The organism is Streptococcus sp. NPS 308, assembly GCF_002355895.1.
GTDB lineage: Bacteria > Bacillota > Bacilli > Lactobacillales > Streptococcaceae > Streptococcus.
On sequence record NZ_AP017652.1, the window covers coordinates 1,438,313 to 1,462,359 of the forward strand.

Below are 24,047 nucleotides of genomic sequence, written 5' to 3' on the forward strand. Positions count from 1 at the left end.
CAAATGCGTCCTCAATAAAAGAAACTGTATTTTTATCAGTTATTTCTTATTTGTTCTATGTTCTTATTACCATTCAACTAAAAATATAACAAGTCTTCTCACAGCAATTTCCTTCTTTTTTTAATATAAATCAACCAACCTTGAATACAAAAGTGGGACTTTCTTTTCACTTTATTTCCCTCTTCTGTGCTATACTTAGTTTAGTACATTCTTTGAGATTGGAGCCAGTATGAAAATCCATAAAACCGTGAATCCCGTTGCTTATGAAAACACTTATTATCTGGAAGGAGACCAACACCTGATTGTGGTTGACCCAGGTAGCCATTGGGAAGCCATTCGCAAGACTATTGAGAAAATCAACAAACCAGTCTGCGCGATTCTCCTGACCCACACCCACTACGACCATATTATGAGTCTGGACTTAGTTCGTGAAGCTTTTGGAAATCCCCCCGTTTATGTAGCAGAAAGTGAAGCCAGCTGGCTCTATACTCCTGTTGACAATCTCTCTGGCCTACCTCGTCATGATGATATGGCAGATGTGGTCGCAAAACCAGCAGAGCACACCTTTGTCTTTCATGAGGAATACCAGATCGAAGAGTTTCGTTTTACGGTATTACCAACACCTGGCCATTCTATCGGAGGTGTTTCTCTGGTTTTTCCTGATGCCCATCTAGTCTTAACCGGAGATGTTCTATTCCGCGAAACCATCGGACGGACAGACCTTCCTACAGGTAGCATGGAACAACTCCTTCATAGCATTCAGACGCAACTCTTCACCCTCCCTAACTACGATGTCTACCCTGGGCATGGTCCAGCTACGACTATCGCTCACGAAAAGACCTTTAATCCCTTTTTCTAACAAGCAAAAAACCAAGGATAATTTCCTTGGTTTTTGTCTTACCAAATAATCACACGGTCCTCTGGTGAACGCCACATGCCGTCGCCTTCTTTGACATCGTATGTTGTAAAGAAGTCATCGAAGTTTGGTACTTGAACGTTGACACGGAGTTTAGCAGGCGCGTGCACGTCGACACTGGCCATGAGTTTCATCAACTCAGGACGGCCTTTCATACGCCAGATACGAGCAAAGTTGTGGAAGAATTCTTCAGCTGAGAAGTCTGGTTCTCTCTTAGCAGCTTCAAGGGCTGCAGCAATTCCTCCAAGGTCAGCAACGTTTTCGGATACGGTTAATTTGCCGTTTATCCTTGCGCCGTAGGATTCTTGACCATCAAACTGGTCGATGACCTTCTGCGTTTTTTCTTTAAAGGCTGCATAGTCGCTTTCTGTCCACCAGTCTTTGAGACTACCATTTTCATCAAAGGAAGCACCATTTGTATCAAAGGCATGAGAGATCTCATGGGCAATAACTGCACCAATCCCACCGTAGTTGGCTGAAGACGACTGATGCAAGTCATAGAATGGAGCCTGTAAAATAGCCGCTGGGAAAACAATCAAGTTCTTCTGAGGATTGTAGTAGGCATTAACCATGTGAGCAGGCATACCCCACTCCTTGTAGTCAACCGGTTGGTTCCACTTGCTCCAGCTGTGCTTGATTTCCACACGCGCGAAGGCAAGAGCATTCTCAAAGAGGCTGGCAGTTTCATCCACTACCTTGTCCTTGTAGCGTTCTGGCAATTCCTCTGGATAACCAATATAAGGCTTGATGACATTGAGTTTGACAATGGCCTTATCACGCGTTTCAGGAGTGAGCCAGTCATTCTTAGCCAAACGTTCCTTATAAACATCGATCATCGTCGCCACTTTTTTCTCTACGTCTGCCTTAGCTTCAGGAGAGAATTTTTCATGCGCATACCAGAGACCCAGAGCTTGCTTGAAAGGACCTTGGGCCAAGTGATAAGCTGCCTTGACCTTGTCCTGAGCTTCTGGCACACCTGAAAGGGCACGTCCATAGGCACCTGACAAAACACGAATCTCGTCTGTGAGATAGCCGGTTGAAAGATTGACTACGCCCAAAATCAAGGTTGCTTTAAGTAGAGGCCACGCTTCTTCACTATAGAATTGCTCTGCTGCTTGCCAGAAACGTTCCTCATCTACGATAACCTTGTCTGGAGTCTGTCCAATCACTGCTTGGAAGAAGTCATCCAAAGGGAGGGCAGGTGCGAATTTCTTGAAATCTTCATAAGCATATGGATGATAGAGTTTGGCATATTCTGAACTTTCTTCGTTAGAAAGCACCACAGCCGCAATGCGACGGTCCAATTCCAATCGTTTCTCTAGTAAGTCTGTGATTTCCTCATCTGAAAAATCATAGGCTTTGAGTAGATTCGTAGTACTTTCCTTCCAAAGCGTCAAGAGTTCCTCACGTTGAGGATGGTCTTCAGCATAGTAGGTTGTATCTGGCAAAATCGTCCCTGGTGCACTGGCCCAGAGAACATTAGTTCTGGCATCCATAAAGTCTGGCGATACACCAAAAGGAAGGAAGTTTGGTTTACCAGCTAGTTCGAACTCTGCTTGTTTACTGGTGAAATCTGCAAAGCTCTCCAAATCTTGGTATTCCTTGAGCAGAGGAAGGACAGGCTTGAACCCTTCTGCTTCTCTCTTGTCAAAATCACGTACCATACGATGGTACTTAACAAAGTTTGCGAGGATTGCATCCTCTGGAACATCTTCGCCTTCCAACCACTTGTCCGTAGTCGCCAACATCAACTCTTCAATTTCCTCATCAAGGTCAATAAAGCCACCTGTTCGAGATTTATCAGCTGGAATGACAGCTGTCTTTTCCCATTCGCCATTGATTGCATCATAAAAATCGTCTTGATAACGTGTCATCTTGTTCTCGCTTTCATTTTTCACTTATTCTTAGCTTAGCAAAAAACACTTGGGAATGCAATTAAAAATGGTCACTCTTTTTTCTTCATTTTTCAGTTATTATTTTAAATTTTTCAAAAATTAACTTGACTTAATTTTTTTTTTAATGTATATTAAAAGTGTATATTAAAAGATAGGAGGAAAACAACTGTATGATACGTATCGAAAACCTCAGTGTCTCCTACAAAGAAACGTTGGCACTAAAGGATATTTCACTAGTGCTCCAAGGACCAACTATTACCGGAATTATTGGTCCAAACGGTGCTGGAAAATCAACTTTATTAAAAAGTATGTTGGGAATTATCCCACACGAAGGTCAGGCCTTTCTCGATGACAAAGAAGTCAAGAAATCTTTACATCGAGTTGCCTATGTCGAGCAAAAAATCCATATCGACTACAATTTCCCTATCAAGGTCAAGGAATGTGTCTCACTGGGACTCTATCCATCTATCCCGCTCTTCCACACTTTAAAGGCCCGCCACTGGAAAAAAGTGGCGGATGCACTTGAAATCGTTGGACTCTCAGACTATGCTGATCGCCAAATCAGTCAGCTCTCAGGAGGACAATTCCAACGTGTTTTGATTGCCCGCTGCTTAGTTCAGGAAGCTGACTACATCTTTTTAGATGAGCCTTTCGCTGGAATTGACTCGATCAGTGAAGAGATTATCATGAATACGCTGAGAGACCTTAAAAAAGCTGGTAAAACAGTTCTCATCGTCCATCATGACCTCAGCAAAGTCCCCCATTATTTCGACCAAGTTTTGCTTCTCAATCGAGAATTAATAGACCTTGGTCCAACTGAAGAAACCTTTACCGAAGCCAATCTTAAGAAGGCCTACGGTAGCAAACTCTTTTTCAATGGAGGTGACCTATGATAGCAGAATTTATCGATGGATTGCAACATTTCCATTTCCTACAAAACGCCTTGATAACAGCTATCGTCATCGGGGTGGTTGCTGGAGCTGTGGGATGTTTTATCATCCTACGTGGGATGTCTCTCATGGGGGATGCCATCTCTCACGCAGTTTTGCCCGGCGTAGCCCTTTCCTTTATCCTGGGAATTGATTTCTTTATTGGAGCGATCATCTTTGGTTTGATGGCTTCCATCATCATTACCTACATCAAGGGAAACTCCATCATCAAGAGTGACACTGCCATTGGTATTACCTTTTCATCTTTCTTAGCCTTAGGTGTCATCTTGATTAGTGTTGCCAAGAGTTCGACAGACCTCTTCCATATCCTTTTTGGGAATATCCTCGCTGTCCAAGATACGGACATGTGGATCACCATTGGTGTGGGTGCATTGATTCTCTTGATTATCGGGATTTTCTTTAAACAACTATTGATTACATCCTTTGACGAACTCCTGGCTAAAGCCATGGGAATGCCCGTCAATTTCTACCACTATCTGCTCATGGTGCTCTTGACCCTTGTGTCAGTCACTGCCATGCAAAGTGTTGGAACTATTCTTATCGTGGCCATGTTGATCACCCCAGCTGCGACGGCTTACCTTTATGCGAATAGCCTAAAGAGCATGATTTTTCTTTCATCAACCCTAGGGGCAACCGCTTCTGTTTTGGGACTCTTTATCGGCTATAGCTTCAACCTCGCAGCAGGATCCAGCATCGTGCTCACATCCGCCAGCTTCTTCTTAATCAGTTTCTTTATCTCTCCAAAGCAACGATACTTGAAACTAAAAAATAAAAAAATCAATAAATAAGGGGAAACCCTTCTGGAGGAATCTAATGAAAAAATTAGGTACATTGCTTGTTCTTTTTCTTGCTATCATTGGATTAGCTGCCTGTGCTAGCGGAAAAAAAGATACAGCATCTACAAATCAAAAACTAAAGGTTGTAGCAACTAACTCTATCATTGCTGATATTACTAAAAATATCGCTGGTGACAAGATTGATCTTCACAGTATCGTTCCTGTTGGTCAAGACCCACACGAATACGAACCACTTCCTGAAGACGTAAAGAAAACTTCTGAGGCTGACCTCATTTTCTATAACGGTATCAACCTTGAAACAGGTGGCAATGCTTGGTTTACCAAATTGGTTGAAAATGCCAAGAAAACTGAAAACAAAGACTACTATGCAGTTAGTGACGGCGTAGATATCATCTACCTTGAAGGTCAAAACGAGAAAGGCAAAGAAGACCCACACGCTTGGCTCAACCTTGAAAATGGGATAATTTATGCTAAGAATATCGCTAAACAATTGATTGCAAAAGACCCTAGCAACAAGGAATTCTACGAAAAAAATCTCAAAGACTATACTGAAAAGCTAGACAAACTGGACAAGGAAGCCAAAGAGAAATTTAACAATATCCCTGCTGAAAAGAAACTCATCGTAACCAGCGAAGGATGCTTCAAATACTTCTCTAAAGCTTACGGAGTTCCAAGTGCCTATATCTGGGAAATCAACACAGAAGAAGAAGGGACACCTGAACAAATCAAGACCTTGGTTGAAAAACTTCGCCAAACAAAAGTTCCATCACTCTTTGTTGAATCAAGTGTCGATGACCGTCCAATGAAGACTGTTTCACAAGACACAAATATCCCAATTTACGCACAAATCTTTACTGACTCAATTGCTGAAGAAGGCAAAGAAGGCGACAGCTACTACAGCATGATGAAATACAACCTTGACAAGATTGCTGAAGGTTTGTCTAAGTAATCCATTAAAAACGTCGTTCTCACATGAACAGGCGTTTTTTATCGCTTAATTTCCAGTCAAATCATTGGAAAAATCTGACAATTCTCGGTAAAATAAAAGAAAAAAGAATGGAGTAGTTTCATGACCACTTTTCTCGGAAATCCTGTAACCTTTACAGGTAAACAACTGCAAGTCGGAGACAAGGCACTTGACTTTTCTCTTACGACAACCGATCTCTCTAAAAAAACGCTAGCTGACTTTGATGGAAAGAAAAAAGTCTTGAGTGTTGTCCCTTCTATCGATACTGGTATCTGCTCAACGCAAACACGTCGATTCAACCAAGAACTAGCTAACCTCGACAATACCGTCGTTCTTACTGTTTCTATGGACCTACCATTTGCTCAAGGACGCTGGTGTGGGGCTGAAGGTCTTGACAATGCTATCATGCTTTCAGACTACTTTGACCATTCTTTCGGGCGCGATTATGCCCTCTTGATTAACGAATGGCATCTCCTTGCACGTGCTGTCTTTGTTCTCGATACTGACAATGTCATCCGTTACGTGGAATACGTTGACAACATCAACACAGAACCAGACTTTGAAGCTGCTATTGCTGCAGTGAAAGAACTGGACTAAAATCAAAGCCATTAGGGCAGAAGGCTAGAGAAATCTAGCTTTTTTTGATATACTAGATGGAGAGAAAAGACAAGAGGAAACGAATGACTCCAAATAAAGAAGACTACCTAAAATGTATTTATGAAATCGGTACGGAAATGCAAAAAATCACCAATAAGGAAATTGCTGCCCGTATGCAAGTCTCTCCACCTGCCGTAACAGAGATGATCAAACGCATGAAAAGTGAAAATCTCATCCTCAAGGATAAGGAGAATGGCTATCTATTGACAGATATTGGGCTCAAACTAGTCTCCGAGCTCTATCGCAAACACCGGTTGATTGAGGTCTTTCTAGTTCACCATCTCGACTATACCAGCGATCAAATCCACGAGGAAGCTGAAGTCCTAGAGCACACTGTATCCGACCTCTTCGTAGAGAGACTGGATAAACTGCTGGGCTTCCCTCAAACCTGCCCCCACGGAGGAACCATCCCAGCCAAGGGAGAGCTCTTGGTTGAAATCAACAACTTACCACTGGCAGACGTCCAAGAAGCTGGAACCTATCTCCTGACTCGCGTTCATGATAGTTTTGAACTACTCAAATATCTAGAAAAGCATGAAATCCATATCGGTGACCAAGTCAAAGTCAAGCAGTTTGATAATTTTTCCAATACTTTTACACTGGTCAACAAAGGTGAAGACCTCCAAGTTAGCATCGATATCGCCAAACAACTCTATGTCGAAAAAATCAACTAACCCCTTATTCCTGAAAGAAATTCCTTTCAGGGATTTTTTATTATTTTGCTTGTAAGTCCCATTCGTTTGGTGTAGAATGAAGCTAGATAAAAGAGGGAGGTCTTCCTATGAAAAAGCTCTTTAGAATCCATTTTGCAGCCATTGTACTCTGCGATTTGCTACTGTTGGTAACTTTCAGACCTCGATACGAACTTTCTTTGGAGAGAGGTCTGATTTTTTGCTTCATTTTCATCCTTGCTCAGGGACTACTGCTGTCTCGCTTAGTCTTCCGACTCAAAAAACAGTTCTCTGAGATTTATCCTCAGATGAACAAAAAAATTCGCCTCTACTATTTAGGAGTGCTCATCAGCGATTTTCTATTATTTGTCTTTTTATCCATCACTGGCCCTCAATATTTCTACTCTCTTACTCCAGTCTTTACTTCCTGTCATTCTACTTTATATTATATGACGGCTAGCCACCTAAGAGAAAACTATCCCGACTTTTACAACAAACACATCGCCTTCTGGGAGTATCTCTAAACAAAAACCAAGCCAACTGGGCTTGGTTTTCTTATCTATTTTTTGTATCAAGGATAATGGTGACCGGTCCGTCATTGACCAGCTCCACCTGCATATCCGCTCCAAAGATGCCTGTCTGAACAGGTACTTCCTGAGCCAGCTTTTGGTTGAAAGCCTCATAGAAGGCAGCTGCCATATCCGGCTTGGCTGCTCCTGTAAAGGCGGGACGATTGCCTTTCTTGGTATCCGCAAAGAGAGTAAACTGAGAAATAGAAAGGATTTCCCCCTCAATATCCTTGATAGACAGATTCATCTTGCCTTCTGCGTCTGAAAAAATCCGCATGTTAACGAGCTTTCTCACAGCATAGTCCAAATCTTCCTCTTGGTCCTCTGGACCAACACCAACCAGTAATAAGAGTCCCTGATTAATCCTTCCATGAACTTGACCTTCGATACTGACTTGGGCTTTTTTAACACGTTGGATAATAATTTTCATAATAGCCTTTCTAGTAACTGAAGGGAGAATTAGCCGTTGGTCCGTTTGACGGAGTAAACCTCTGGCACACTCTTGATCTTGTCCACGACTGTGGTCAGTGTAGAGAGGTTGGAAATACCAAAGGAGACATGGATATTGGCAAATTTCATATCCTTAGTTGGTTGAGCATTAACGGTTGAGATATTCTTTGTCGTGTTTGAGAGAACTTGCAGAACATCGTTCAAAAGCCCTGTACGGTTGAGACCATAGATATCGATGTGGGCAGTGTATTCCTTGCTTGAGAATTGATCTTCCCATTCCACATCAAGGAGACGTTGCTCATAGTTTTCTTGGGCACGGAGATTCATACAGTCCACACGGTGAATAGCCACTCCACGGCCCTTGGTGATATAGCCAACAATATCATCACCCGGCACTGGATTGCAACACTTGGCAATCCGAACGAGGAGTCCTGAGGCACCTTCAATCACCACACCACCCTCATGCTTGACCTTGAGGGTTTCTTTATTTTCAACCTTAACTTCGCCACCTTTGACAAGCTCTTCTGCTTCCGCCTTGGCCTTGGCGCGTTCTTCCTCACGACGTTCCTTTTCGGTCAAGCGGTTAAAGACCGTAATAGCGCCAATTTCTCCAAAACCAATGGCTGCGTAGAGAGCCTCTTCTGTCTTGTAGCTGGTCTTTTGAAGGACCTCGTCCATGTGACGCTTGTCCATGAACTTATTGGCTACATAGCCGTTTTCTTGGAACTGGGCCATCAACATTTCACGGCCCTTGTTAACGGATAATTCCTTGTCTTGATTTTTAAAGAACTGACGAATCTTGTTGCGCGCCTTGCTGGTCTTGACCATGTTGAGCCAGTCACGACTCGGACCAAAGGAGTTGGGGTTGGTGATAATTTCAACCTGATCCCCTGTCTTGAGCTTGGTTGTCAGTGGAACCATACGGCCATTGACCTTGGCACCTGTCGCTTTTTCACCGACTTTGGTATGGATTTCATAGGCAAAGTCAATCGGTCCTGAATCTTTTGGAAGGGAGCGAACCGCACCGTCTGGAGTAAAGACGTAAATCTCCTCCGCCAGATAGTTTTCTTTAACAGAGTCCACAAATTCCTTGGCATCATCAGCCTGGTCTTGGAGCTCCATCATCTCCTTTATCCAGTTCATTCCAATAGCTGATTCCTTGCTGTTGACCTGCCCTTTAATGCCTTTCTTATAAGCCCAGTGAGCCGCAACCCCGTACTCAGCCACCTCATGCATTTCCTTAGTCCGAATCTGGAATTCAATCGGCCCTTTTGGTCCATAGACAGTCGTATGGATAGACTGGTAACCGTTGGCCTTGCGATTGGCGATATAGTCTTTGAAGCGACCTGGCATAGGTTTCCAAAGTTCATGCACATAACCCAGCATAGCGTAAACATCACTCTGGGTATCTAAGATACAGCGAATGGCAATCAGGTCATAAATTTCCTCAAAGCGTTTCTTCTTATCCTGCATCTTGCGGTAGATCGAATAGATATGCTTAGGACGACCATAGATTTTCCCTTTGAGATTGCGTTCGGTAGCATAGTCCTCCAACTTGGTTACGACTTCGTCGACCAGAGCCTCACGTTCTCTGCGTTTTTCCTTCATCATGTGGGTGATCTTGTAAAACTCAGTTGGATTGAGATAACGGAAAGATAAATCTTCCAACTCCCACTTGACACTGGAAATCCCTAGACGATGAGCAAGTGGTGCGTAAATTTCCATGGTTTCTCTGGAGATACGTTCTTGCTTGTCCTTTCGCAGGTGTTTGAGAGTCCGCATATTGTGCAAACGGTCCGATAATTTAACCAAGATAACACGGATATCCTCTGACATGGCCATAAGCATCTTGCGGTGATTTTCAGCCAATTGTTCCTCGAGTGATTTGTACTCAACCTTACCAAGCTTGGTCACCCCATCAACGATAATCCGAACATCATGACCGAACTCTCTCTCCAGATCATCCAGTGTCGCATCTGTGTCTTCAACAACGTCATGCAAAAAACCACAGGCAACTGTTACAGCATCCAGCTTGAGCTTAGCTAGAATTCCTGCTACCTGAATGGGATGGATAATATAGGGCTCACCTGATTTCCGAAACTGCCCACTATGACAATCAACTGCGTAAATCAATGCTTTTTGTACAAAAGCAACGTCTTCCTTTGTTAAATATTCTTTCGTTAAAGCGACTACCTGATCGCCCGTCAAATTCACTTCTTTCGGCATCTATACTCTCCAATTCTTCCTACCATTTTATCACTTTTTTAAAGATATGAAAACTAGAAAAGCTCTGTTTTTATGCCAATACCAATCATTAAAAAAACACTGCCAGATTTCTCTAGCAGTGTTTTGACATTTCATTTGCTTAGTAGACTGTTTTTTCAGTTTCTACATCGAAGAAGTGTGCTTTGTTCAAGTCGAATCCAAGTTCAACTGTTGCACCTGTTTGCAAGTAGTCACGAGCATCCACTTTTGCAACAAATTCGTCTTTACCGACTTGGCAGTAAAGGTGAGATTCTGAACCAAGCAATTCTGATACAGAGATAGTTGCTTTAACAACTGATTCTGGGAATGTTTCAAGGAAAGCAGGTTCTGCATTCACATCTTCTGGACGGATACCGAAAATCAATTCTTTTCCTTCGTAGCCTTTGTCACGAAGAACTTTCAAAGCACCTTCTGGAACTTTCAAGCGGAAACCGTCAGAAACAATTTCGCTACCAACCAATTTTACATTGATGAAGTTCATAGCTGGGCTTCCGATAAATCCTGCTACAAATTTGTTAACTGGGTTTTTGTAAACTTCTTGAGGGGTACCGATTTGTTCAACACGTCCGATAGTACCTGTACCAGCAGGGTTCTTAGTTGCTGACATGATAACGATACGGTCTGCAAGTGTCATCGCTTCTGTTTGGTCGTGGGTTACGTAGATAGTTGTAGCTCCGATACGACGGTGGATTTTCGCAATTTCAGCACGCATGGATACACGAAGTTTGGCATCCAAGTTAGACAAAGGTTCATCCATCAAGAACACTTTTGCATCACGGACGATAGCACGACCCATAGCAACACGTTGACGTTGACCACCAGAAAGGTCAGCAGGTTTACGATCCAAGAACTCTTTCAAACCAAGGATTGCTGCCGCTTCTTGCACACGTTTGTCGATGTCTTCTTTGCTGTATTTGCGCAATTTCAAACCGAAAGCCATGTTGTCATATACAGTCATGTGTGGGTAAAGAGCGTAGTTTTGGAATACCATGGCGATGTCACGGTCTTTTGGAGCTACGTCGTTGACAACCACGCCATCGATAGATGCAGTACCTTCTGTGATATCTTCAAGACCAGCAATCATACGAAGAGTTGTTGATTTACCACATCCTGAAGGACCTACGAAAACGATAAATTCCTTATCTTTAATGTCCAAGTTGAAATCTTCAACTGAGTAGTGTTCGCTGTTTGGATATTTTTTGTAAATGTTTTTAAGATTTAATTCTACCATGGAAGGTGAACTCCTTTTATTTTTTTGATAGTTTTATTATAAATGAAAACGCTTTACTTTTCTATGGCAAGGTGACCAAAAAAATAAAAAAGTTCTGTGCAACTTGCACAAAACTTTAGAGAATATCTGGTAAAATCAACTGATAACAAAGGGTGAGATCCGTCAACTCCTTCAACTGAAGTCCTGTCAATTCTTCCCATTTATCAATCTTGTATTGGAGAGAATTGCGGTGCAGATAGAGTTGCTGGGCCGTTTTAGTTAAGACAGCACTGTTTTCCCAGAGAGAAAGAATGATCTCCTGAATCTGATCTTGGTCCAGAATCAACTGACGAAGGTAGTCTTTGATAAATCTATGGTCAACCAGCCCTTCCCCAAGACTCCAGAGATAGAGCTGTGAAAAAGTATGAACCCCTTGATGACCTTGACGCCACCATGCCTTAAACAAGTCCCGCTCTGCTTGGATTAAATCTGACAGAGCCTGATACCCAGTCTGTGACCAGACCTGCCCCAACATAATAGACAGACGAAGACCAAAGTCATACTCCACTGCCTCAATCGTATCGGATAAGATTGAGCGAACAGAGCTGTATTTATCTTGCTGGAGAATAAAAACATAGTCCTGAACTCCGACCTGCAACACTGTCTGGCAGTTGGGAAAGAGAGTCTGCATCATATCCAGCCAAGAGGCTAGATTTTCCTGTTGGTAATAGGATAGATGGCAATAAACCAGTTGTATCTTTTTAAAAGTTTGAGGCGCCTGCCCCTTTCCCTCGATCAGATAGGAATACCAAGGATTGAGCGAACTAGCCTGCTCCTGCTGGGTTAAAAGGGCAATTAACTGCTTTTCACGTTCAGTGAGATTGGTCTCCTCCAGTAAAATCCACTGTTGAGAAGTCAGAGGAAGTGTAAGATATCCTAGCTTCTCTATCGGCTGATCTGAAATCTGAGCCTCAGGAAACCAGTCTAGTAATTCTTTTGCAAGCATTTCTACGCCTCCACTTTTTGGATACACCACGAAATCAAGGTCTCTAGACGCTCCATATTATCAGTCAGATGAAGATAACCCATGACCGCTTCAAAGCCAGTCGACATCCGATAAGTTACGACATCTGCATTTTTAGCCTTTGTGTGGCTATTGGTATTGCGCCCACGTTTATAGATTTCTTCTTCTTTTTCCGTTAAAACTTGCTCCTCCAGCATCAGGGAAATCAGGCGAGCCTGAGCCTTGGCCGAGACATACTTGGTCGCCTCTTGGTGAAGTTTATTGGGCTTGGTCATGCCTTTTAGGATGAGGTGACGGCGAATATACATAGAATACACCGCATCTCCTTCAAAAGCTAGCGCAATCCCGTTAATGAGATTGACATCAATCACGTGTCCACCTCACTCCATCCTTGGTATCCAGTAGCTTAATTCCTTGAGCAGCTAATTGGTCACGGATTTGGTCTGCTGTTGCAAAGTCACGATTGGCACGCGCTTCTTGGCGTTTTTGAATCAAGGCTTCGATCTCTGCATTCAAAACTTCCTCGACAAAGACAATACCAAAGACCTCTAACATAGCCGCAAGAGCTTCCTTGACACTTGCATCATAGTTGCCTGAATTGATCCATTTGGCCATTTCAAAAACAACTGTGATACCATTGGCAGCGTTAAAGTCCTCATCCATAGCCGCTACAAACTTATCTTTAAAGTCTTGTAACTCTAGAGCATCTACATTTCCAGTAAATGGTTGCTCGTAAGTGTTCTTTAGATACTTGAGATTTGTCTCGGCATCACGCACTGCTTTTTCCGTAAAGTTGATTGGTTTACGGTAATGCTGAGTGGCAAAGAAGAAACGAAGCACTTGTCCATCAATGGTTTTGAGGGCATCATGGACAGTGATAAAGTTGCCCAAGGACTTGGACATCTTGACATTGTCGATATTGACAAAGCCATTGTGCATCCAGTAGTTGGCAAAAGTCTTACCTGTTTTAGCTTCTGACTGGGCAATTTCATTGGTATGATGCGGAAACTCCAGATCGGCTCCACCACCGTGGATATCAATGGTATCGCCCAAAATCTCTGTCGACATAACCGAACACTCGATATGCCAGCCTGGACGACCAGGTCCCCAAGGACTGTCCCAAGAAATCTCGCCTGATTTGGCAGATTTCCAGAGGGCAAAGTCTACAGGATTTTCCTTACGAGCTGTTTCTTCATCGGTACGACCTGAAGCACCTAGCTCCAAGTCTTCTAAGCTTTTATTAGCCAATTTAGCATAGTTGTGGGATTTTTCCACACGGAAGTAAACATCCCCTTGACTCTCGTAAGCATAACCTTTTTCAATCAAGTCAGCGACAAAACGAATGATGTCCTCCATAAACTCCACCACACGCGGATGGCGAGTCGCAGGTTTCACGCCCAAGGCCGTCACATCCTCACGAAAGGCCGCGATGTACTTGTCCGCAACCTCCTGAGGTGTGATGCCTTCTTCCTTGGCGCGATTGATAATCTTATCATCTACATCTGTAAAATTGGAAATATAATTGACCTCAAATCCCCGATACTCAAAATAGCGGCGAACAGTGTCAAAAGCTACTGTTGAGCGGGCATTGCCGACGTGGATATAGTTGTAGACCGTAGGCCCACAGACATACATCTTAACCTTACCGTCCTCGATTGGGACAAATTCTCGCAAATCACGAGACATGGTGTCGTAAATTTTAATCATGCGGTCCACTCCCTTCTTTATTTCTGACTTTTTCGGCTGAAAACCAGCTCTGCAAAAGGGCCAAATTGTCTGAGGCTATCCAGTTGGTAAAAGCTTTGCCCTTCCTCTTGGGTAAAGAGGGGAACCCCCTTTCCTAGGATAAGGGGCGCTATCTGAATAATGAGGTGGTCGAAAAGATCCGCATCCAAGAGCGGTCCTACCAAGGAATTACCACCAATCACAAAGACATTTTTACCTTTGTCAATCTGGTGAACAAAGTCCACCACATCCCCAGCTACTGGCTGGTAATTGCTGACAGGCAGGTGCCTATCATGCGTAAAGACATAGTTTTCCGTAGCTTGATAAAAACTTTCTACATCTTGCAAATCTTGGATTTCCTCAAAGGTACGCTTGCCCATGATGGTGATATCCATTTGCCTGTAAAAGTCATCATAGCCTGTATCCTCTACAGAACCAAGCTGATGCAGCCAGTCTATCCTGTGCTGGCTGTCTGCCAAGTAGCCATCCATGGTGATACAGCCGTAAAAATATACTGCCATGCTTGTAGTTTCCTTTCTAGTTCCTTTGCTATTGTCAAAGCGATAGTGAAAAAAGTCATGGCATCAGCTGTCCGCTCTTCATGGCGGGCATCCCAGGTTCGGTTATGATGATCCACATAGTCAGCTGTGTAGAAGAACTGATAGACTTTACTCTTGCGAAATTGACTCCAAGCCATGATAGCAGAAGCTTCCATATCCACCACTTTGGCTCCAGCAGCCAAGCGACGCTTGACCTTATCAGGCGTTTCCCGATAAAAGGCATCAGTCGTCCAAGACTTGGTGCGGATATGCTCGATATTGTGCTTATCAAAAATGGCTTCAAGCTTAATCAACAGGGATTCGTCATAGGCGACTTCATCAGCTGGTGGGGCATAGTGATAGCTAGTCCCTTCGTCTCGCAAAGCGGCCGCAGGCAGGATGATTTTATCAGCCTGAATATACTGATCTAGAACTCCACAAGAACCCAAAACAATAAAGTTCTTAAATCCTCTGGCCTTGAGTTCTTCTAAGAAACCTACAACCATTGGGGCTCCAATAGTAGCCATAGAAACTGCTACCTTACTACCATCTTTTTCATAGATATACCATGGAAATCTACCATTTAGATTAGTTAGATAGCCAGCTTCATAAACACCTTCAAACTGCATTACTTGTTCAACGATTTCTCCATTAAAAGATAAAATAATCGTGTCACAGACTTCTCCACCATCACGAATACTTCGATCAGTTGGTTCGATAACCGCAGGTACATTTTCGAATTCTTCTAATAGCATTTTTCTACTCTTTCTCATTCAGATAAACCACCTGTGTCTGTTTGACAAAGCCGATTTTTTCATACAAGCGCTTGGCACCTACGTTGCCATCTTCCACGGCAATCTGAAATTCCTTATCATTTTGCTCAATTAGTTGGTTGATGAGGGATTTTGCTAAGTAGCTTCCATAGCCTTTTCCACGTTCAGGTTCCGATATTACCAAACCATAGATGTAATTCGTATCGCTCGATAAATCAACCGTGCAAGTTCCAATAACCTGACCGTCTTTTAATAAAATATATAGGCGGCTTTCTGGATCTTTCAGAGCTTCAGCGACATATCTATCCACAACTTCTCTCGATTCATGTTCCTCTGAAAATGCCTGAAATTTTAACTGACTAATTTGATCTTGATACGAACTATCTGCTAACAAAACTTCAAGATTGGAAACATTTGCTAACGGATAAGGTCTTCTATCCTTACCTAACCAGGTTTCTGTATCCTCGTCCTCGACCAATCCCCAGTTGCTGACAAAATCAGGATAACGGTCTAGAAAAATACGTTCTGTCTGAAAAGTGACTGAACGAATAGGGAAAGAAGCCGTTTCTTTCTCAAAACTAGTAAACAATGCACGCGCAATCCCCTGACGGCGATGATCTGGATGAACCAGTATCGTCACTTCCACATCTTGGTCATCTGCATAGACAGTTAATAAACCAACAAGTTCGCCTTTTTCATAATAAAGGAAAAAGGCGGGCATGTTTGGGTCAAAATTAAGCATGTTAGAAAGATAGGGATCACGATAGGTACCGTCATAGTCTTGGCAACAGTTAATGAGTTTTTTCGCCTCAGATAACTCCTCTTGGCTTAACTTGTTTCTTGCTTGAATCATATAGGTATCCTCTACAACCCCGACGATCTGTGACTGGCTTCTCTAGCCTGCTCTAGTTTATTGACATAGTATTCTCGTTTTTCTTCGACTTCGTGGATCGTTGGTTCATCCTTCTGTCCATGAACACGGACGATCTTGGCCGGAATACCGACAACTGTCACATCACTAGGTACGTCTGCCACGACTACTGCAGCAGCACCGACCTTGGCATTTTCACCGATCTCTACCGGTCCGATGACTTGGGCATGGGCCGATATGAGAGCTCCTTTACGCACAGTCGGATGGCGTTTGCCAACATCCTTCCCTGTCCCACCAAGAGTAACCCCATGATAGAGAAGAACGCCTTTTTCAACAATCGCTGTCTCTCCAATCACCAGGCCTGAACCATGGTCGATAAAAACACCTGAGTCAATCTGAGCACCTGGATGGATCTCAATCTGAGTCCAGAAGCGCCAAAACTGACTGTGCATCCGAGCCAAGAGTTTAAAGCCATGCTTCCAGAGAAAATGTGAGAGACGGTGGGCAGCCAAGGCCTTGACACCTGGATAGGTCAGTAAAACCTCCAAAGTGGTGCGCGCCGCTGGATCATTTTCTTTTACGATATTAATGGTTTCGCGCCACCATCCCATACATTTCTCCTTTCTTATTCTGAATCTTTTGGTTTATGTGTAAATTCTTTCTTCGGTTTGTGGTCCTTGTGATGACGTGGACGGTGAGGACGTTCAGACTTTTCACCTTTTTCATCACGCTCTGGTTTTGGTGGACGAGGAAGAAGAGCCTTCATAGAAGCATCAACACGTCCTTTTTCATCAATCTTGATAACTTTGACATCGACTTCGTCTCCAATAGCCACCAAGTCTTCGACATTATTGGTACGCGTCCAAGCCATTTCCGAAATGTGAACGAGGGCGTCTGTCTTGTCAAAGAGGTTAACAAAGGCACCAAATTTCTCGATACGAACAACCTTAGCATGGTATACTTCATCGACTTTAGCTTCACGAACCAAGCCAGCAATGATTTCTTTGGCACGGTTAATGGCATCTTGGTCGCTAGAGTAGATAGAAACATTACCTTCTTCGTCGATATCAATCTTAACGCCTGTTTCAGCGATAATCTTGTCAATCGTTTCTCCACCTTTACCGATGACAATCTTAATCTTGTCCACATCAATCTTGATGGTATCAATTTTTGGAGCAGTTGGCGCCAATTCTGGACGAACTTCTGGAATGGTTGCTTCAATCACATCAAGGATTTCAAAACGGGCTTTCTTAGCTTGAGCAAGGGCTTCTGTCAAGATTTCTGCAGTAATCCCTTGGATTTTGATATCCATTTGAAGGGCTGTAATCCCGTCACGAGTACCTGCAACCTTAAAGTCCATATCTCCAAAGTGATCTTCCAAACCTTGGATATCGGTTAAGACTGTGTAGTTATTTCCATCTGAGATGAGCCCCATGGCAATCCCTGCTACTGGCGCCTTGATTGGCACACCACCAGCCATAAGGGCAAGAGTTCCCGCACAGATAGAGGCTTGAGAAGAAGAACCATTTGATTCCAAGACTTCTGCTACCAGACGGATAGCGTATGGGAATTCTTCCAAGCTTGGCAAGACTTGAGCAAGAGCACGCTCACCGAGAGCACCGTGACCGATTTCACGACGACCTGGCGCACCGTAACGACCTGTTTCCCCTACAGAGTATTGTGGGAAGTTATAGTGGTGCATAAAGCGTTTCTTGTACTCTGGATCCAAACCATCGATGATTTGAGTTTCTCCCATCGGAGCCAAAGTCAAGACTGAAAGGGCTTGAGTTTGTCCACGAGTGAAGAGACCGGAACCGTGCACACGAGGAAGGAAGTCAACAACCGCATCCAAAGGACGGATTTCATCGACCTTACGACCATCAGGACGAACCTTGTCTTCTGTGATCAAACGGCGCACTTCAGCATGTTCCATTTGTTCCAAGATTTCAGCCACATCACGCATGATACGGTCACATTCTTCATGGTCCGCATATTTTTCTTGGTAAACAGCAGTGACTTGGTCTTTGACTGCTTGAGTAGCAGCTTCACGAGCCAATTTTTCTTCTACTTGGACAGCTTTTTGGAGGTCGCTGTTGTAGGCTGCGATAATTTCAGCTTGCAAATCAGCATCTACATGAAGCAATTCTACTTCTGCTTTTTCCTTACCAACTGCAGCAACGATTTCTTCTTGGAAGGCAATCAATTCTTTAACGGCTTCATGTCCTTTAAGAAGGGCTTCCAACATGATTTCTTCTGACAATTCTTTGGCACCAGACTCAACCATATTAATAGCGTGTTTGGTACCAGCTACTGTCAATTCAAGAAGAGATTGCTCTGCTTGTTCTTGACTTGGGTTGATGATGATTTGGCCATCTACATAGCCCACTTGTACCCCAGCGATTGGTCCGTCAAATGGAATATCTGAGATAGAAAGCGCTAAAGATGAACCAAACATAGCCGCCATTGGTGCAGATGCATTTTCATCGTAAGAAAGGACAGTATTGATGACTTGCACTTCATTACGGAAACCTTCCGCAAACATTGGACGGATTGGACGGTCGATCAAACGCGCTGTCAAAGTCGCGTCTGTTGAAGGACGTCCTTCACGTTTCATAAAGCCACCAGGAAACTTCCCAGCTGCATACATTTTTTCTTCGTAGTTGACTTGAAGTGGGAAGAAATCCCCAGTTGCCATCTTCTTAGACATAACAGCAGCCGTCAAGACAGTTGACTCACCGTAACGCACCACAACAGAGCCATTTGCTTGCTTAGCAACCTGACCAGTCTCTACGATCAACTCACGACCCGCAAAAGTCGTTTGAAACACATGTTTTGTCATTTTAATCCCCTTTGGATTGATAAAATTATACGCCTTGCCTACAAAAATCAAGATATTTTGGACGGTTCGGCTTGCCGAACATTTCTGTAGAAAAATAGGAAGGTGACGTCGCACTCGATGAGTGCAAGGAAGCTTATCTTTTTTCCTAAGAAATGAGGCCAAAATTCAATTAAGAATTTTTTTGATATTTCACTGACACAGTGCGGACAGGAGCAACTTCCTTCGGAATTTCATCCCTAATTTTTAAGCCTGAAGTCTCAAAAATTCCGTCCTAGAAAATAACAGAGTTATTCTCTAGGATACCACTATAGCGTGAAATATCTTTTAAATACTCACTCCGTTCGTATTTTTTGAGACACCTATTATCATATTTTATTTAAAAAATAATCCACTTTAAACAAACTTCTACAACCTAAATACCCTCATCTTTGTATCAAGTACGTACAGAGTCTATTTTATCATATTTTTCTTAAAAAGTACGGTCTTTTCTATAAAAAAGGAACCATTCTGCTATGAAAAGAAGAATGGTTTGCTTTTGATTATTTTAAGGTTGGTGATTGAACAAGGCATGGGTTGCTTGGTGAATATATTGAGCAGTGTCTGCGTTGTTCATGGTGTAGAGATGCACGCCTGCTACATCTTGCGTTACCAAGTCCACGATTTGGTCTACTGCATAGGCAAGTCCTGCTGCTCTGAGTGACTCAGGGTCATTCTCATACTTGTCTAAGATGGCTTTAAACTTACGTGGGAGATGGATATTCTCACAAGTCTTCAAGAGACGAAGAGCTTGGTTACGATTGAGGATTGGCATGATACCTGCATGAATAGGAACATCAATCCCTGCCAAGGTACACTTGTCTTGGAAATCGTAGAAACGCTCATTGTCAAAGAATAGCTGAGTAACAAGACTTGAACAGCCTGCATCCACTTTTTTCTTGAGATTTTGGATATCTGAGATTTGGTTTGGCGAATCCGGGTGCCCTTCTGGGTAACAAGCTCCAACAATATCAAAATGCGGTGCCTGTTCAGTGATAAACTCAATCAAGTCAGTCGCGTAACGGAAATCCTTCTGTGGCTCAACACCTGGAATGATATCCCCACGAAGAGCCAAGATTTTCTGAACACCAACTTTATCCAAATCCGCAATGGTCTCAGCCACCTTATCCTTAGTCAAATAGATAGCTGGCAAGTGAGCAATGGTTGGGATCTCCAAATCATTTTGGATATAGTCTGCCAAACGAACCGTCGTCTCTTTGATATTAAATTTATTATTACTAGCAGTCACACTGATGAAGTGTGGTGCCAAGCCCTGCATGTCTTTCAGGGCTGCAATAATTTTGTCATTGCCTACTTCTGGGTTTGGAGGGAAAACTTCAAATGAGAGGGACGGTGTTTGACGTGACATATGTATGAACCTTTTCTAGTTGATTTCTTACTGATCAACCGTGTAGAGAGAACTGTCTTTTCTTACAATTTCTCACGCGCAGCTTTCGCAGCGTCTACAAGGCGGATCAAGCTTTCTTTAGTTTCTGGAATACCACGTGTTTTCAAACCACAGTCAGGGTTGATCCATACTTTCTTGCTTGGTACTTTAGCAAGGATGGCTTCGATGGTGTGGTCGATTTCGCCTTCGTTAGGCACACGAGGAGAGTGGATATCGTAAACTCCAGGACCCACTTCTGTCTGGAAGTTTTGATCTTTGAGTTCGTCCAAGATTTCAAGATTTGAACGGCTAGCTTCAAATGAGATAACGTCCGCATCCATGTTGTCGATAGCTGGGATGATATCTGTAAATTCTGAGTAACACATGTGAGTGTGGATTTGTGTGTCTGGTGCTACTGTTGAGTGTACCAAACGGAAGGCTGGAATAGCCCAGTCAAGGTAGTCTTCATACCAGTCGCTACGACGGAGTGGCAATTTCTCACGAAGAGCAGCCTCGTCGATTTGGATGATTTTCACGCCTGCAGCTTCAAGGTCAAGAACTTCATCCTTGATAGCAAGAGCGATTTGGAGAGTAGAATCCTTGATAGAGATGTCTTCACGTGGGAATGACCAGTTAAGAATTGTAACAGGTCCAGTCAACATACCTTTAACAGGTTTGTCTGTACGGCTTTGTGCGTAGCTAGACCATTTCACAGTGATTGGGTTGAGGCGAGTTACATCACCCCAGATGATTGGTGGTTTAACCCCACGCATACCGTATGATTGTACCCAACCGTTCTTAGAGAAGAGGTAACCTGACAAGTTTTGACCGAAGTACTCAACCATGTCATTACGCTCGAATTCACCGTGTACAAGCACGTCAAATCCAACTTCTTCTTGCCATTTGATCCATTCGTCGATGGTTTCAGCAAGGAAGGCATCGTATTCTTCTTGTGACAATTCACCTTTACGGTAAGCCAAACGTTTCGCACGAACTTCCTTAGTTTGAGGGAATGAACCGATTGTTGTTGTTGGAAGAGCTGGAAGTTTGAATGCTTCTTCTTGGATCGCTTCACGTTCTGCAAAGGCTGGCAAACGAGTGTAGTCTGCGTCTGTCAATCCAGCGATACGTGCACGAAGTTCAGCATTTTCACCAACACGTTCAGTCGCAAAGAGTTCTTTGTTTGCTGCAAGAGCTTCTGCACCTTGACCGTTGCGGATAGCATCCAAGTCACGGATCTCATCCAATTTTTCAACTGCAAATGCAAAGTGGTTCAAGATAGCTGGTTCAAATTCTTCGTTAGCTGTTGTAAATGGCACATGAAGAAGTGAACATGAGCTTGTCAAAACGATATTTTCAGCTGGGATTTCCTCAAGAATAGCCAAGCTCTTTTCGTAGTTGTTGCGCCAGATGTTCTTACCATTGACAATACCTGCATAGAGAGTCTTGTCAGCTGGGAATCCGCCTTTAACGAGTTCAAGAGTTTTCTTACCTTCAACGAAGTCAAGACCGATCGCATCTACTGGCAATTTCACAAGGTCAGCATAAACGTCACGGACGTCACCGAAGTAAGTTTGAAGCAAGACTTCAAGACCTTTTTTATCAGCCAACAATTTGTTGTAGATGTTCAAGAATAGGGCTTTTTCTTCTTCTGTCAAGTCTTTGACAAGAGCAGCTTCGTCGAGTTGGATACGAGTTGCACCAAGTTCAGCCAATTTCGCAAAAACATCTTGGTAAGCAGCTACTAAGCTATCCACGAAATCTTCTGCTTTCACACCTTCTTCAAAGTCTGACAATTGAAGGAACGTGAATGGACCTACAAGTACTGGACGAGTGTTAAGACCCAATTCTTTAGCTTCTTGGAACTCATCAAAGATTTTGTGACCAGCCAATTTTACTTGAGTGTCTTTTTCAAATTTAGGAACGATGTAGTGGTAGTTAGTGTTGAACCATTTCTTCATCGGAAGGGCACGAACATCCCCTTTTTCTCCTTGATAACCACGTCCCAAAGCAAAGTAGCGTTCAAGATCTGACAATTCCAAGTTTTGAACAGATGCAGGAACTACGTTGAAAAGGAAAGCAGCATCAAGGAAGTTGTCATAGTGAGAAAAGTCATTTGATGGGATTTCAGTGATGCCTTTTTCTTTGACGATGTTCCAGTGTTTTGCGCGCAAGTCTTTTGCTGCGGCAAGGAGTTCTTCTTCTGAGATTTCTTTTCTAAAGTATTTTTCAGTTGTAAATTTTAATTCGCGGAATTCGCCTAAACGAGGGAAACCGATAATTGTAGTTGACATGATGTGTCCTCCAAAATTTGTTGTTGAAACTATCTTAACAGAAAAGAAAGCGCCTGTATAATTGTAAAAAATTAGGCTTTGATATAGTTTGAAACTATATCACTCTTTTGGCCAAAAGAAAAAGACTTGAGACCAGTGCCTCAAATCCTTTGTATAGCTTGCTTTATGTTGTCTTTTAGTTAAAATTCTCAAACGAGCTATTGACTATTCTTATAAGTTCCTATGGCTTGTTATTAGAAAAGACTATAGATTGGTTTTCCTTTGGTATTTTTGATATTTCCCTTGAAAAGAAGACCTTAGAATCATTCTAAAGGTCTCATATTTATTATTCGAAAAAATTACGAGAAGAGTTATAAATTGGAGATAAACCTGACTCTTACTCCAGCTCAATGCCTTTCTCTCGGAGATTAGCCAGACACTCCTCATAGTATTCTGCATCATGCTCACTATAGATTGGGCTTTTCAGCTTCTCCTCTGCTAAATCTTGATAAGGAGGGCAGGTCTTGCCACGGTAGTTCTTGTCCAACCATTCTGGACTGACATTATAGCCACGTCCAGCCATCTCCTCCATGATCAAGCGATGATAGGCATAGAGACGATAGGGCGAGTGGGTAAAGACATAGTCCACCGTCGCATGCTTTCTACCCCAGCCATTGCCACGCAGGGCGCAGCACTCTCGATGTTGTCCCAAAAGTTGAGGACGGGGAAGCTGTGAAATCAAAGCCTCATGCCAAAGTCTCATGGGTGTCTCCTTTCAGTAAAGTCGAATGTTGCAAGTAGGTATTTGGATAGCGATCAAGCAAGTCTCGAGTCTTAGCGATTAAGTCTTCCTTAGAAGCCTGACCAAAGCGGTAGCGATCCAGCAAGAGCATGTAGTCCTTGCGTTCAGCATCTGTCGCTTTCTTTTTGAAATAGCCCCAAATATGCTGAAAAGCATTGCAAACTTGACCCCTGTGTTCTGGGATTTGACAAGCACGGTCGATCAGTTCTTGAACATGACTCACCTCCACTTCTTCATTCTTGAGATATTGGCGAATCTCATTGTAAATATTGCTCGAATGGCTCAAAACGAGATATTTATTTCTAGCCCAGAGTTGTTGGCATTGGGATTTTTGGTTAGTTTGTTCCATATTTCTCCTTACTTTCTATCAGTTTCCAGGAAATATGGAAACAAAGTTGTAAATTAATTTTTTAAGATAATGAGCATGCGCT

General features: G+C 43.0%; 22 protein-coding genes and 1 pseudogene. 7 read left to right on the plus strand and 16 right to left on the minus strand.

Translation table 11 applies throughout. The features are described from left to right. Positions 1-229: 229 nt before the first annotated feature. Positions 230-859, plus strand: a complete 630-nt coding sequence (locus SNAG_RS07495; protein ID WP_096408065.1) for an MBL fold metallo-hydrolase — start codon at positions 230-232, stop codon at positions 857-859. 38 nt (positions 860-897) lie between these two features. Here SNAG_RS07495 and SNAG_RS07500 read toward each other — a convergent pair whose 3' ends face one another. Beyond that, positions 898-2,790 carry a M13 family metallopeptidase gene (locus SNAG_RS07500; RefSeq protein ID WP_096408068.1) on the minus strand — a complete coding sequence of 631 codons (1,893 nt, stop codon included), beginning with the start codon at positions 2,788-2,790 and terminating at the stop codon, positions 898-900. 191 nt (positions 2,791-2,981) lie between these two features. Here SNAG_RS07500 and SNAG_RS07505 point away from each other — a divergent pair, with 191 nt between their 5' ends. The 6 genes from SNAG_RS07505 to SNAG_RS09915 all read left to right on the plus strand — a co-directional run bounded on the left by SNAG_RS07505 (position 2,982) and on the right by SNAG_RS09915 (position 7,377). Further along, complete coding sequence (locus tag SNAG_RS07505; RefSeq protein WP_096408070.1) at positions 2,982-3,704, plus strand: metal ABC transporter ATP-binding protein; 723 nt, start codon at positions 2,982-2,984, stop codon at positions 3,702-3,704. Continuing rightward, positions 3,701-4,549 carry a metal ABC transporter permease gene (locus tag SNAG_RS07510; RefSeq protein WP_000559774.1) on the plus strand — a complete coding sequence of 283 codons (849 nt, stop codon included), beginning with the start codon at positions 3,701-3,703 and terminating at the stop codon, positions 4,547-4,549. The genes SNAG_RS07505 and SNAG_RS07510 overlap by 4 nt, the downstream gene beginning before the upstream one ends. A gap of 25 nt (positions 4,550-4,574) precedes the next feature. Then, the gene (locus tag SNAG_RS07515; protein ID WP_096408073.1) at positions 4,575-5,507 is read left to right on the plus strand and encodes a metal ABC transporter substrate-binding protein; all 933 of its coding nucleotides are present in this window, start codon (positions 4,575-4,577) and stop codon (positions 5,505-5,507) included. 120 nt (positions 5,508-5,627) lie between these two features. Next, on the plus strand, positions 5,628-6,122 hold the full coding sequence (tpx, locus tag SNAG_RS07520; protein ID WP_000206539.1) for a thiol peroxidase: 495 nt from the start codon (positions 5,628-5,630) through the stop codon (positions 6,120-6,122). An 83-nt stretch (positions 6,123-6,205) separates the two neighbouring features. Further along, complete coding sequence (locus SNAG_RS07525) at positions 6,206-6,856, plus strand: metal-dependent transcriptional regulator (protein ID WP_096408075.1); 651 nt, start codon at positions 6,206-6,208, stop codon at positions 6,854-6,856. 107 nt (positions 6,857-6,963) lie between these two features. Next, on the plus strand, positions 6,964-7,377 hold the full coding sequence (locus tag SNAG_RS09915; protein WP_096408078.1) for a hypothetical protein: 414 nt from the start codon (positions 6,964-6,966) through the stop codon (positions 7,375-7,377). A 31-nt stretch (positions 7,378-7,408) separates the two neighbouring features. Here SNAG_RS09915 and dtd read toward each other — a convergent pair whose 3' ends face one another. From dtd to SNAG_RS07605, 15 genes and pseudogenes are all read right to left on the minus strand, one after another. Beyond that, complete coding sequence (gene dtd, locus SNAG_RS07535) at positions 7,409-7,852, minus strand: D-aminoacyl-tRNA deacylase (RefSeq protein ID WP_096408080.1); 444 nt, start codon at positions 7,850-7,852, stop codon at positions 7,409-7,411. A 29-nt stretch (positions 7,853-7,881) separates the two neighbouring features. Continuing rightward, positions 7,882-10,098 carry a RelA/SpoT family protein gene (locus SNAG_RS07540; protein ID WP_001123775.1) on the minus strand — a complete coding sequence of 739 codons (2,217 nt, stop codon included), beginning with the start codon at positions 10,096-10,098 and terminating at the stop codon, positions 7,882-7,884. Between the two features lie 139 nt (positions 10,099-10,237). Further along, positions 10,238-11,368 (minus strand): ABC transporter ATP-binding protein, encoded by a 1,131-nt coding sequence (locus tag SNAG_RS07545; protein WP_000229944.1) that lies wholly within the window; start codon positions 11,366-11,368, stop codon positions 10,238-10,240. 115 nt (positions 11,369-11,483) lie between these two features. Beyond that, positions 11,484-12,353, minus strand: a complete 870-nt coding sequence (locus tag SNAG_RS07550; RefSeq protein WP_096408083.1) for a helix-turn-helix domain-containing protein — start codon at positions 12,351-12,353, stop codon at positions 11,484-11,486. A 2-nt stretch (positions 12,354-12,355) separates the two neighbouring features. Next, complete coding sequence (locus SNAG_RS07555; RefSeq protein WP_000567922.1) at positions 12,356-12,742, minus strand: Mini-ribonuclease 3; 387 nt, start codon at positions 12,740-12,742, stop codon at positions 12,356-12,358. Further along, entirely contained in the window at positions 12,735-14,078 is a 1,344-nt protein-coding gene (gene cysS / locus SNAG_RS07560) for a cysteine--tRNA ligase (protein WP_096408086.1), read from the minus strand. Before cysS ends, SNAG_RS07555 begins: the two co-directional genes overlap by 8 nt. A gap of 17 nt (positions 14,079-14,095) precedes the next feature. Next, complete coding sequence (locus tag SNAG_RS07565; RefSeq protein ID WP_096408088.1) at positions 14,096-14,617, minus strand: dihydrofolate reductase family protein; 522 nt, start codon at positions 14,615-14,617, stop codon at positions 14,096-14,098. Positions 14,618-14,628: 11 nt separating this feature from the next. Beyond that, a pseudogene (locus tag SNAG_RS07570) lies at positions 14,629-15,390 on the minus strand (nucleoside phosphorylase); the annotation flags it as partial. 4 nt (positions 15,391-15,394) lie between these two features. Then, positions 15,395-16,261, minus strand: coding sequence for a GNAT family N-acetyltransferase (locus SNAG_RS07575; protein WP_096408093.1), 867 nt, complete (start codon positions 16,259-16,261; stop codon positions 15,395-15,397). Between the two features lie 11 nt (positions 16,262-16,272). Next, positions 16,273-16,890, minus strand: coding sequence for a serine O-acetyltransferase (gene cysE, locus SNAG_RS07580; RefSeq protein ID WP_096408096.1), 618 nt, complete (start codon positions 16,888-16,890; stop codon positions 16,273-16,275). Between the two features lie 14 nt (positions 16,891-16,904). Then, on the minus strand, positions 16,905-19,118 hold the full coding sequence (gene pnp / locus SNAG_RS07585; protein ID WP_096408098.1) for a polyribonucleotide nucleotidyltransferase: 2,214 nt from the start codon (positions 19,116-19,118) through the stop codon (positions 16,905-16,907). A gap of 544 nt (positions 19,119-19,662) precedes the next feature. Continuing rightward, positions 19,663-20,523: a methylenetetrahydrofolate reductase [NAD(P)H] gene (gene metF / locus SNAG_RS07590; RefSeq protein WP_096408101.1), complete on the minus strand. Its 861-nt coding sequence runs from the start codon at positions 20,521-20,523 to the stop codon at positions 19,663-19,665. 62 nt (positions 20,524-20,585) lie between these two features. After that, positions 20,586-22,835 carry a 5-methyltetrahydropteroyltriglutamate--homocysteine S-methyltransferase gene (metE, locus tag SNAG_RS07595; protein ID WP_096408105.1) on the minus strand — a complete coding sequence of 750 codons (2,250 nt, stop codon included), beginning with the start codon at positions 22,833-22,835 and terminating at the stop codon, positions 20,586-20,588. 376 nt (positions 22,836-23,211) lie between these two features. Continuing rightward, the gene (locus SNAG_RS07600) at positions 23,212-23,577 is read right to left on the minus strand and encodes a TIGR02328 family protein (protein ID WP_096408107.1); all 366 of its coding nucleotides are present in this window, start codon (positions 23,575-23,577) and stop codon (positions 23,212-23,214) included. Beyond that, positions 23,561-23,965 carry a YbgA family protein gene (locus SNAG_RS07605; protein WP_096408110.1) on the minus strand — a complete coding sequence of 135 codons (405 nt, stop codon included), beginning with the start codon at positions 23,963-23,965 and terminating at the stop codon, positions 23,561-23,563. Before SNAG_RS07605 ends, SNAG_RS07600 begins: the two co-directional genes overlap by 17 nt. Positions 23,966-24,047: the final 82 nt, after the last annotated feature.